This window comes from Cysteiniphilum halobium, from assembly GCF_003574425.1.
GTDB classification, from domain to species: domain Bacteria; phylum Pseudomonadota; class Gammaproteobacteria; order Francisellales; family Francisellaceae; genus Caedibacter; species Caedibacter halobius.
Genome location: NZ_QLIU01000004.1, coordinates 32,343 through 41,889 on the forward strand (window position 1 = coordinate 32,343; position 9,547 = coordinate 41,889).

A 9,547-nucleotide genomic window follows, 5' to 3' on the forward strand; every position below is an offset into this window, starting at 1 on the left:
TCTTTTGATCTTCAACGATCACAAGCGTTTCTTCAACCACCGTATTTGTTTGTGCTACTTCGGCTTTTTCTGTTACTTCTGTTTCAACATTTTGCTCAGCAACCATCTCATCACTATCAACATCATCACTAAAGTTAAAGGTTTTAAGTCCTGGATAGATTGAATTATCTGCTAGGTCTTCCTCAATACGTAATAACTGGTTGTATTTAGAAACGCGATCAGAACGACATAGCGATCCTGTTTTGATTTGCCCAGCTCCCGTTGCTACTGCTAGATCTGCAATCGTGGTATCAGATGTCTCACCTGAGCGATGCGAAATAACACACGTGTAACCTGCTTCAGCTGCCATCGCCATAGCCTCAAATGTCTCACTCAACGTACCGATTTGATTTAGCTTAACTAAGATTGAGTTTGCGATCCCTTTATCAATACCTTCACGCAAAATTTTGCTATTGGTCACAAACAAGTCATCGCCAACAAGTTGCACTTTTTTACCTAAACGTTCAGTTAATAACTTCCAGCCTTCCCAATCATTTTCAGCCATACCATCTTCAATAGAAATAATTGGATAACGATTCACCCAATCTTCCAAATAATCAACAAATTCTGCTGAACTTAACGATTTATTCTCAGATGCCAATACATATTTGCTTTCTTTGTAAAACTCACTACTGGCTAGATCTAATGCAATATAAACCTCTTCACCTGCTTTGTAGCCTGCTTTTTCAATCGCTTTTAAGATCATTTCAATTGCGACAGCATTTGATGGCAAGTTAGGCGCATACCCACCCTCATCACCAACACCAGCAACACTAAAGCCAGCATCAGCTAAGACTTTTTTTAAAGTATGAAAAATTTCCGAGCCACAACGAAGTGCATCAGAAAACTTATCAAAACCAACTGGCATAATCATAAACTCTTGCATATCAACATTATTATCAGCATGCTCACCACCGTTTATCACATTCATCATTGGCACCGGCATAATATACTCTTTAGAGTTCATTAAATAACGATAAAATGGCTTTCTAAGGTGCGAAGCCGCAGCTTTTGCACATGCCAAAGACACTGCTAAAATAGCATTTGCACCCAATTTTTCTTTATTTTCTGTACCATCCAAGTCAATCATCGTCTGATCAATCAAACGTTGATCCAAGGCATCTAAACCAACTACAGCTTTTTTGATTGCTTTATTGACATTATTCACTGCTTTTTGCACGCTTTTGCCAAGATAGTTCTTCTTATCACCATCGCGTAATTCTAAGGCTTCTCTGGTACCTGTTGATGCGCCTGAAGGTACTGCTGCACGTCCAAAAGCACCTGACTCTAAAATAACATCAGCCTCAATCGTTGGATTACCACGTGAATCTAAGATTTGTCTTGCAACAACATTACTAATTTTTGCGTTCATTGTCTTACCTTTAATTTTATTCATTCCATTCCTAAAAACTGGCATAAGGATACCAATATTTGCTCTAAATGCCTAGCAGATTAAGCATTAGATTGAGTGACTAATCTCAAAGGAACAATAATATGTGGATTAACTTTTTCACCACGTAAGAATTTAATTGCAGCTTCTACACCAAGCTCGCCCATTAAATAGGGTTGCTGAGCAATGGTTGCTGTCATTTTACCGGCTTTAACCGCATTAATACCTTCTTTTGTGCCATCAAAACCTATCAAGATAATGTGTTTTTTGCCTGCTTCTTCAATCGCACGCATAGCCCCTAATGCCATCTCATCATTTTGCGCAAAGATACCATTAATATCAGGATTAGCTTGTAATAAATTCTGTGTGGCATTTAAGCCCTGTGTACGATCAAAGTTAGCAGGTTGTTTTGCAACAATCTTAATATCTGAAGTCGCTATTTCAGTATCAAAACCTTGACCGCGCTCTTTAGAAGCCGAAGCACCAGGAATACCTTGAAGCTCAATAATTTTGCCGTTGTTATTTAAGCGATCAATCATATATTGCGCTGCCATTTTGCCACCGGCAACGTTATTTGATTCAATATGTGACAACACTTTGCCTGAATCAGCTGTGCGATCTAAGGTAATGATTTCAACACCATGCGCATTAGCATATTTCACCGCATTAGAAACTGCTTGTGAGTCAGTTGGATTGATAATAATGACTTTAATATTTTTAGTCACTAAGTCCTGAACATTAGAAGACTCTTTCTCTGGGTCGTTACGCGAATCCAGCGTAATAACCTTATAACCTTCTGCTTTGGCCGTCTCTTCAGCACCATTTTTCATGCTGACAAAAAAGGGATTATCTAAGGTGGACACTACAAAACCAATTGTCTTGTTATTATCATTTGAGCTGCTACATCCAGTAATTACAAGCATTGATACAATACTAATAATGGCAGTTATATATTTTAAGATACGCATTTTCATTCTATTTCTTCTCCATGAGGTTAGTTTTTTACTTTAAAATCAAATAATACTGCAATCAGTATTACTAAAGCTTTTACAATCATCTGATAATACGAGGAAACGTCCATTAAGTTAAGTGCATTACTTAATAAACCGATAATAAGTGCCCCCATTAGCGTCCCCATAATCTTACCCTTACCACCAAAAAGACTTGTGCCGCCTAATACCACAGCAGCAATTGCATCAAGCTCATAGCCAGTACCTGCTGTTGGCTGCGCTGATGATAGCCTTGAGGTAATAATCATTGCTGCCACAGCTGATAAAGCACCAGAGATAGCATAAACGGCAAATTTAATGTGATTAACACGAATACCAGCGAGCTTCGTTGCCTCTTCATTGCCACCTGTGGCATAGACATAACGCCCAAAGCGCGTGTATTTCAACACATAAAAAGACACAGCAAAAACTACTGCCATAATATATACAGGAAATGGAACACCCAATAAACTTCCCGTGCCAATAAATGCAAAGCTCCTAGAAGTTGTTGCTATCGGATAACCATTGCTAAACACCATGGTTAACCCGCGAAACAACGTCATGGTAATCAAGGTTGCAATAAATGGCTGTACTCCGCCTTTGGTAACAATAATGCCACTAACACTGCCAAAGATAACGCCGGTTAAAATGGTTAATGGAATAACTAAATAGATCGGAATCATCCATTGCAATAAAAATGCGCAAACCACCCCGCAAAGTGCCAAGACAGATCCCACTGATAAGTCAATACCCTTAGTTAAGATTACAAAAGTCATCCCAACTGCAATCACCGCATTGACCGATGTTTGCTGCAAAATAACTAAAATATTACTCCATGTCAGAAAATATTGATTTAAAAACGACATAATAATAATCATTATAATAAGAGCTAATGCCGCCTTATACTCAATTAAAAATTGTTTGTTAATCTTACTTACTATCCTATTTTTCAGCATCACTTACCCCCTTAAGCAATTGCTAGCTTCATTATTGCTTCTTGTGAAATAGCACCCGACATAAGTTCTCCTTTTATCTCACCATCACGCATTACTAACATACGATCACTTAAACCAATTACCTCAGGCATTTCTGAAGAAATTAATAAAATTGCTAAGCCCTGTGCTTTAAGTGTGTAGATCAAACGATATATCTCACGCTTTGCCGCAACATCAATACCACGCGTCGGCTCATCTAAAATTAAGAACTTAGGCTGACATAACAGTCCCTTAGCTATCGCAATTTTCTGCTGATTGCCACCACTTAAATTAATCACTAGCTGATCTTGACTAGGTGTTTTGATATTCAGCTGAGTGATATATTGAGACACCTCTTCTTTCTCTTTGGTTTGATCAATATGTCCGATTACATTCGAAAGTTTTCTTAAAGATGCCAAGGTCATATTTTCTTTGACACTTGCGCCTAAAACAAGTCCATCTACTTTGCGATCCTCTGAGATATAAACAATCCCATAAGCTAAAGCTTGTGCTGGATTGTTAACACGAATTACTTCTTTATCTAATGTCATCTGCCCACTTTTAATGGGATAACATCCATAAATACTGCGTGCAAGCTCTGTTCTTCCTGCTCCTATTAAACCATAAACACCAAGTATTTCTCCTTGATGAATAACAAAGCTAGCAGACTTAATTTGGCTATTACTAATCTTTTCTGCTTTAAATAATTGCTGTGTAAATTGCTCTGATACCTCATGATGAGTTGATTGTAGTGATAGTGCTGCAATCTTACGCCCAACCATTTTTTCAATGATCTGTTCATGACTTAATGCATTTGTTTTACTTTCAATAATGAACTGACCATCACGCATAATGGTAATATCATCACAAATCTCAAAAATTTCCTCCATGCGATGTGAGATATAAATAATGCATTTGCCTTCAGCACAAAGTTTTTTAATGATTTCAAACAGGCGCCTGACTTCTTTTTGAGTTAGTGCATCGGTAGGCTCATCCATCACAATGATGCGCGCATCCAATGACAAGGCTTTGGCAAGCTCCAAAAGTTTCTGATCGCCAATACTCAGATTATCGGCTAAGCTTGATGCTTTTTGCTGCATATGCAACCAACTAAGTATTTGGTCAACTTTTTCATAGGTTGCTCTCCAATTTATACTAAAGCGATTACGCATGACCTCCCGGCCTAATAGAACATTCTCAGCAATCGTCAAATCTGGCAATATTTGCGGCTCTTGATGCACCATCGCAATGCCTGCTGCTTGTGCTTTGGCAATACTGTCGAATTGAACTTTTTCATCAAAGCAATAAATCTCTCCTTCATCCTTTTGATAAATGCCATTTAAAACTTTCATCAAGGTCGATTTTCCAGCACCATTTTCCCCTAAAAGTCCCATCACTTTACCACTATATGCTTTTAGATACGCTCCATCTAATGCCTTAGTCCCGGGAAAGCTTTTATGAATATTCTCTAATCGCAATACACAGTGATCTTTACGCGTTTGCACAATATTTCTCCCCCTCTTAAGATTTAGCCGCTAAATCTTTTCCAAATCAACAAATGGTAAATTATACCATTCATCTAGCTTGTGTTTTAGCTTATCCAAGCCCATTTTACTTTGTGCTGAAAACAATTGAAAACTAATATTCTCAGGTGCACGCACTTGCTTTAAATAGTCACGCAATAAATGCTCAGCTTTTGCTTTCTCCGAGTTGTTTAGCTTATCTGCCTTGGTTAATAGAACATGCAAGTTTAAATCATTCTGTACTGCAGCTTCAATCATCATACAGTCAAAACTTTTGATCGGATGACGCGAGTCCACCAGTAATACAATCCCCTTTAAGCATGCTCGTGTTGTCAGATACATCTCTAGTGTCTTCTGCCAACTTGCTTTGATCTTTTCTGAAACTTTGGCATAGCCATAGCCTGGTAAATCGACCAAACGCTTATGCTCTTCAAGCTCAAATAAATTAATCAGCTGCGTCCGCCCAGGTGTTTTACTCACACGTGCTAATTTTGTCTGTTCGGTTAATGTATTTAATGCACTGGATTTACCAGCATTGGAACGCCCAGCAAAAGCCACTTCAATACCATAATCGTGAGGAAGCTGCTCCACTAAAGATGCCCCCATCACATATTTTGCCTGACGATAATTCATTGGTTTTATCGATGACAATTCACTTGGAGAATGCACTGGTGACTGCGATTCTTTGCTTTGATTTGTTGCTTTTACTTCTTTTGCTTCCTTTACGTCTTTCACTCTTTTCTCGCTCATAAAATATCTTCTATCTTTTATCCCTATATATTCATGCTCAATGATTAGGGTATATGCAATATGCTACGATTTTGCGTTTAATTCATTTTTTAATACTTCCAGTAAGTTTCTGCATGCCGTATCAATCATTAAATACACCTGATCAAAACCATCATTATAATAAGGGTCAGGCACATTATTAATTGGTAAAGTTGGCGCATATTGCAATAATTTCGTCACTTTTTGCGTGTCACCATTTGGAGCAATCACCAGCATGTCTTTGAGGTTTTTATCGTCCATTGCAATAAGAAAATCATAATGCTTAAAATCTTCCGGCACTAACTGTCTTGAACGCAAATCACGAATATCACAATCATATCTTAACGCAGTCGCGATTGTTCTTGGATCAGATGTGTCACCTTTATGCCACTGATCAGAATGAGTGCCAGATGATTCGATCTCAAAATATGACTCAAGGCGCGCCTCAGCAACCAACTTACGAAAGATGCCATGTGCCGTAGGTGAGCGACAAATATTGCCCATGCAGACAAACATGACTTTAATCTTTTTCATATGCTTTATGACAACCACAGGGTTAATCATTACTCCTAGATGCTAGTGTATTACATTTGACTAGAGGATTAACAGCACTATTTACCCTCATTGCGTAACACTTCATACTATTTTAACTACACTTCTTTCGCATTTGTGGCAAAAAAATAAATATTGATCTACTTTAAACAATGACGCAACCAACTTTTAGAGGTGACATCATGATGAAGATAAAGAAGCTTGAAAAAGAAATCGCTGAAAGTATTGACAACCCAAAAGATAAAACCATTAATACCAAATCTGCTAACATATTTATCAGTAAATTCAAACCGATTGCTTATAACTTTGTTTTGCCTATGAAAACGCTTAAACATTAAAATCTAAACATTCACAATATATTTTTACCATCTGTATCGTAGGAGAATATTGCCTACGCCCCAATGTTAAGCTGCCTATGCAGCAGTGAACATATTTCAAGGTTTCTATTGTTGTGATAGGCATTTCTAAGCTGCCTATATCGTTTCTTCATCCAAACATAAACTACCGAAAGGCTCATTCACCCACGGGCATCACCCGTGGTGCTCTGTCTTCGACCGCATAGATAGCTTCTTTTTGTAGAAACTCTGCAAACAATACTACTGTTTTCTCAATATCTTGATCAGTATGTACAATCGACATAAAACCAGCTTCAAATGCCGATGGCGCAAAATAAATCCCTTGCTCAAGCATAAAATGAAAAAAACGATTAAAGCGCGCTAAATCACAGTCCTTAACATCATTAAAGCTTAGAATATCTTTTGAATTAGTGAAAAACACGCCAAACATACTGCCCAAAGATTTTGCCAAAAAGGGAAATTGAAGTGATTGAGCAGCTTGATTTAAACCATTAACAAGCTTTTGTGTTTTAGTAATTAATCTCTCATAGAAGCCATCTTGTGAAATTTTATCCAAGGTTACTAGTCCTGCGATCATCGCCACTGGATTGCCTGAAAGCGTGCCTGCTTGATAAACGCCACCTAATGGCGCAATAAGTTTCATGATTTCTCTCTTACCACCAAAGGCACCTACCGGCATGCCACCTCCTATAACTTTACCAAAAGTGGTTAAATCAGGTGTAATATGATATAGACCTTGTGCACCAGTTAAGCCAACACGAAATCCGGTCATCACCTCATCAAAGATAAGCAAAGCACCATGCTCATCACACAATTGACGCAAACCTTGTAAGAATTCTTTCGTTGGTTCAATCAAATTCATATTGCCAGCAATTGGCTCTAAAATAATACAAGCGATTTGCTCGGGATAAGCTTTAAATAAATTAGCGACACTCTCTAGATCATTAAATGATGCTGTTAGTGTATCTTTCACTGTATCTTTAGGCACACCCGGTGAGTTTGGTACACCAAGGGTTAATGCGCCCGATCCAGCTGCCACCAAAAACTGATCAGCATGACCATGATAGCATCCTGCGAATTTTATTATCTTTTCACGCTTAGTGTAGCCCCGTGCTAAGCGCACAGCACTCATTGTCGCCTCAGTACCAGAGCTTACAAAACGCACCATATCAATGCTATCAATCAAATCACAAATCTTCTTGGCAAGCTTCAGCTCAAGCTCGCATGGCGCGCCATAGCTTAAGCCAAGCGCTGCTTGCTTTTGTACCGCTTTAATCACATCATCATCAGCATGCCCCAAGATCATCGGTCCCCACGAACCAACATAATCAATATACTTGTTACCATCGACATCATAAACATTGGCCCCCTTTGCTTTAGCAATAAATTTAGGTATACCACCGACACTTTTAAACGCGCGGACCGGTGAGTTGACACCGCCTGGAATATATTGCTTTGCTTCGTTAAACAAATTTTCTGATTTTGTCATTGCACTTATTCCTATTTTCTTTTTATTCTTACTTACTTTCGATTCATCACTCGATCTTCAACAACATCCATCAGTATATCTGTTGCGTTAACACCACTTTCGTTAAAAATTTGTTGCGTCATCGTCGGACTCGTTATATTAATCTCAGTTAAACAATCACCAATAACATCAATGCCTGCAAATAACACGCCACTTTGTTTAAGATCTCTGCCGACAATGCTGGCGATCTCATATTCTTCAGCAGTGAGCTTTCTCACCACAGTTGAAGCGCCTCGCGCTAAATTGCCGCGACTATCATCTTTGCTGGGAATGCGCGCCACCAGATACTCCAATGGTTCACCATCAACGATGAGAATGCGTTTATCACCATCTTTGATTGCAGGTTGGTATTGCTGCACCATAATAAACTGTGATTCATATTTTGTGATTGTCTCTAGAATAACATTTTTGTTTGGATCATTTGGTTGGATGCGAAAGATTGACTCACCACCCATACCATCAAGCGGTTTAACCACCACATCCTGATAATGATCAATAAAACGTTTGATATGTTCAAATGAACGACTCACCATCGTTTTTGGTGCCAAATCAGGGTAACGCGTAATTGAAAACTTTTCATTGGCATCCCTTAAGGTTTGTGGCTTATTGATAATTAACGCGCCTTGCCTTTCAGCCATTTCCAACACATAGGTCGCATAGATAAATTCCATATTAAACGGTGGGTCTTTACGCATAAAAATCGCATCGAAATCACCTAATTTCATCTTATCCATTGGATTTAGATGATACCATTTGTTATGCTCTTTACTCGTGGTTAGTGTTAGCTCATAGCCTTCACCATAAGCGATTCCCTCTTCAACAAAAATATCCTCAAGCTCAAAAACGTACTGCTGCCAATCTTTCTTAGCAACCGATAACATCATCATATAAGCGGTATCTTTTTTGATATTAAAGGTATGTAACGGGTCAATAATAAAGGCGACTTTCATATTATTCCTTAAGGCAACACGATAAACTTATGCTAATTCTAACATCATTGTACCGCTCGTAAATCATTTTGCGGTGTTATTGATTTTTGCTCTGTACCATAAGTCTCAAAACCAAGCTGCTGGTATAACGCCAATGCTGCAGTATTATCAGTCACGCAATGTAAATGTAGTTGCGTCACATAATCAGCGGCGTATTGCATATGCCCTATATTAATATGCTTACCATTACATAATAGCTATTAAGTGATAAATTAAATTACCCCTCACCCGTGCAGCCTAAGCTGCACGACCTCTCCCGCAAGGGGAGAGGTGACAAATGGTGCAACTTGTTTATATATACCGCTCACAAACCATTCTAAAGCATTTCTGCCATTTATAGTCATTCCAGTATATAACTGATCAACCGTGATCTTGATAACCTATTGCTGATATAACGCCATGTTCAACTTTTTTAAGTAGTAGATATTGCATAGCATAA

The 9,547-nt window shown here is 38.4% G+C and carries 9 protein-coding genes and 1 pseudogene; 1 reads left to right on the plus strand and 9 read right to left on the minus strand.

What is annotated here, in order from left to right; genetic code table 11:
* Positions 1 to 55 precede the first annotated feature (55 nt).
* The 6 genes and pseudogenes from eno to DNK85_RS01880 all read right to left on the minus strand — a co-directional run.
* Positions 56 to 1,411 (minus strand): annotated as a pseudogene (eno, locus tag DNK85_RS01855) (phosphopyruvate hydratase); the annotation flags it as partial.
* Positions 1,412 to 1,491: 80 nt separating this feature from the next.
* A complete protein-coding gene (rbsB, locus tag DNK85_RS01860; RefSeq protein WP_235842346.1) occupies positions 1,492 to 2,403 on the minus strand; it encodes a ribose ABC transporter substrate-binding protein RbsB in 912 nt (303 codons plus the stop codon).
* A 20-nt stretch (positions 2,404 to 2,423) separates the two neighbouring features.
* Positions 2,424 to 3,374 carry a ribose ABC transporter permease gene (gene rbsC / locus DNK85_RS01865; RefSeq protein WP_119327882.1) on the minus strand — a complete coding sequence of 317 codons (951 nt, stop codon included), beginning with the start codon at positions 3,372 to 3,374 and terminating at the stop codon, positions 2,424 to 2,426.
* 11 nt (positions 3,375 to 3,385) lie between these two features.
* Positions 3,386 to 4,897: a sugar ABC transporter ATP-binding protein gene (locus DNK85_RS01870; RefSeq protein WP_119327883.1), complete on the minus strand. Its 1,512-nt coding sequence runs from the start codon at positions 4,895 to 4,897 to the stop codon at positions 3,386 to 3,388.
* A 30-nt stretch (positions 4,898 to 4,927) separates the two neighbouring features.
* On the minus strand, positions 4,928 to 5,548 hold the full coding sequence (yihA, locus tag DNK85_RS01875; protein WP_119327890.1) for a ribosome biogenesis GTP-binding protein YihA/YsxC: 621 nt from the start codon (positions 5,546 to 5,548) through the stop codon (positions 4,928 to 4,930).
* A gap of 180 nt (positions 5,549 to 5,728) precedes the next feature.
* Positions 5,729 to 6,217 carry a low molecular weight protein-tyrosine-phosphatase gene (locus DNK85_RS01880; protein ID WP_119327891.1) on the minus strand — a complete coding sequence of 163 codons (489 nt, stop codon included), beginning with the start codon at positions 6,215 to 6,217 and terminating at the stop codon, positions 5,729 to 5,731.
* A 200-nt stretch (positions 6,218 to 6,417) separates the two neighbouring features.
* On the opposite strand from DNK85_RS01880, the gene DNK85_RS11485 reads away from it, so the two are divergent.
* Positions 6,418 to 6,573 (plus strand): hypothetical protein, encoded by a 156-nt coding sequence (locus DNK85_RS11485; RefSeq protein ID WP_162896469.1) that lies wholly within the window; start codon positions 6,418 to 6,420, stop codon positions 6,571 to 6,573.
* Positions 6,574 to 6,748: 175 nt separating this feature from the next.
* On the opposite strand, the gene hemL is transcribed toward DNK85_RS11485, so the two are convergent.
* The 3 genes from hemL to DNK85_RS11490 are packed head-to-tail and all read right to left on the minus strand — an operon-like array spanning position 6,749 to position 9,269.
* Positions 6,749 to 8,080: a glutamate-1-semialdehyde 2,1-aminomutase gene (gene hemL, locus DNK85_RS01885; protein WP_119327884.1), complete on the minus strand. Its 1,332-nt coding sequence runs from the start codon at positions 8,078 to 8,080 to the stop codon at positions 6,749 to 6,751.
* Positions 8,081 to 8,112: 32 nt separating this feature from the next.
* Positions 8,113 to 9,069, minus strand: a complete 957-nt coding sequence (gshB, locus tag DNK85_RS01890; protein ID WP_119327885.1) for a glutathione synthase — start codon at positions 9,067 to 9,069, stop codon at positions 8,113 to 8,115.
* Between the two features lie 44 nt (positions 9,070 to 9,113).
* Positions 9,114 to 9,269 carry a GNAT family N-acetyltransferase gene (locus DNK85_RS11490; RefSeq protein WP_162896470.1) on the minus strand — a complete coding sequence of 52 codons (156 nt, stop codon included), beginning with the start codon at positions 9,267 to 9,269 and terminating at the stop codon, positions 9,114 to 9,116.
* Between the last annotated feature and the right edge of the window lie 278 nt (positions 9,270 to 9,547).

What these genes read in the sequence shown, in the direction of transcription:
- rbsB (WP_235842346.1), bottom strand. Translation starts at nt 2,403, where the DNA reads ATGAAAATGCGTATCTTAAAATATATAACTGCCATTATTAGTATTGTA.
- rbsC (WP_119327882.1), bottom strand. Translation starts at nt 3,374, where the DNA reads ATGCTGAAAAATAGGATAGTAAGTAAGATTAACAAACAATTTTTAATT.
- yihA (WP_119327890.1), bottom strand. Translation starts at nt 5,548, where the DNA reads ATGAATTATCGTCAGGCAAAATATGTGATGGGGGCATCTTTAGTGGAG.
- DNK85_RS01880 (WP_119327891.1), bottom strand. Translation starts at nt 6,217, where the DNA reads ATGAAAAAGATTAAAGTCATGTTTGTCTGCATGGGCAATATTTGTCGC.
- DNK85_RS11485 (WP_162896469.1), top strand. Translation starts at nt 6,418, where the DNA reads ATGATGAAGATAAAGAAGCTTGAAAAAGAAATCGCTGAAAGTATTGAC.
- hemL (WP_119327884.1), bottom strand. Translation starts at nt 8,080, where the DNA reads ATGACAAAATCAGAAAATTTGTTTAACGAAGCAAAGCAATATATTCCA.
- gshB (WP_119327885.1), bottom strand. Translation starts at nt 9,069, where the DNA reads ATGAAAGTCGCCTTTATTATTGACCCGTTACATACCTTTAATATCAAA.
- DNK85_RS11490 (WP_162896470.1), bottom strand. Translation starts at nt 9,269, where the DNA reads ATGCAATACGCCGCTGATTATGTGACGCAACTACATTTACATTGCGTG.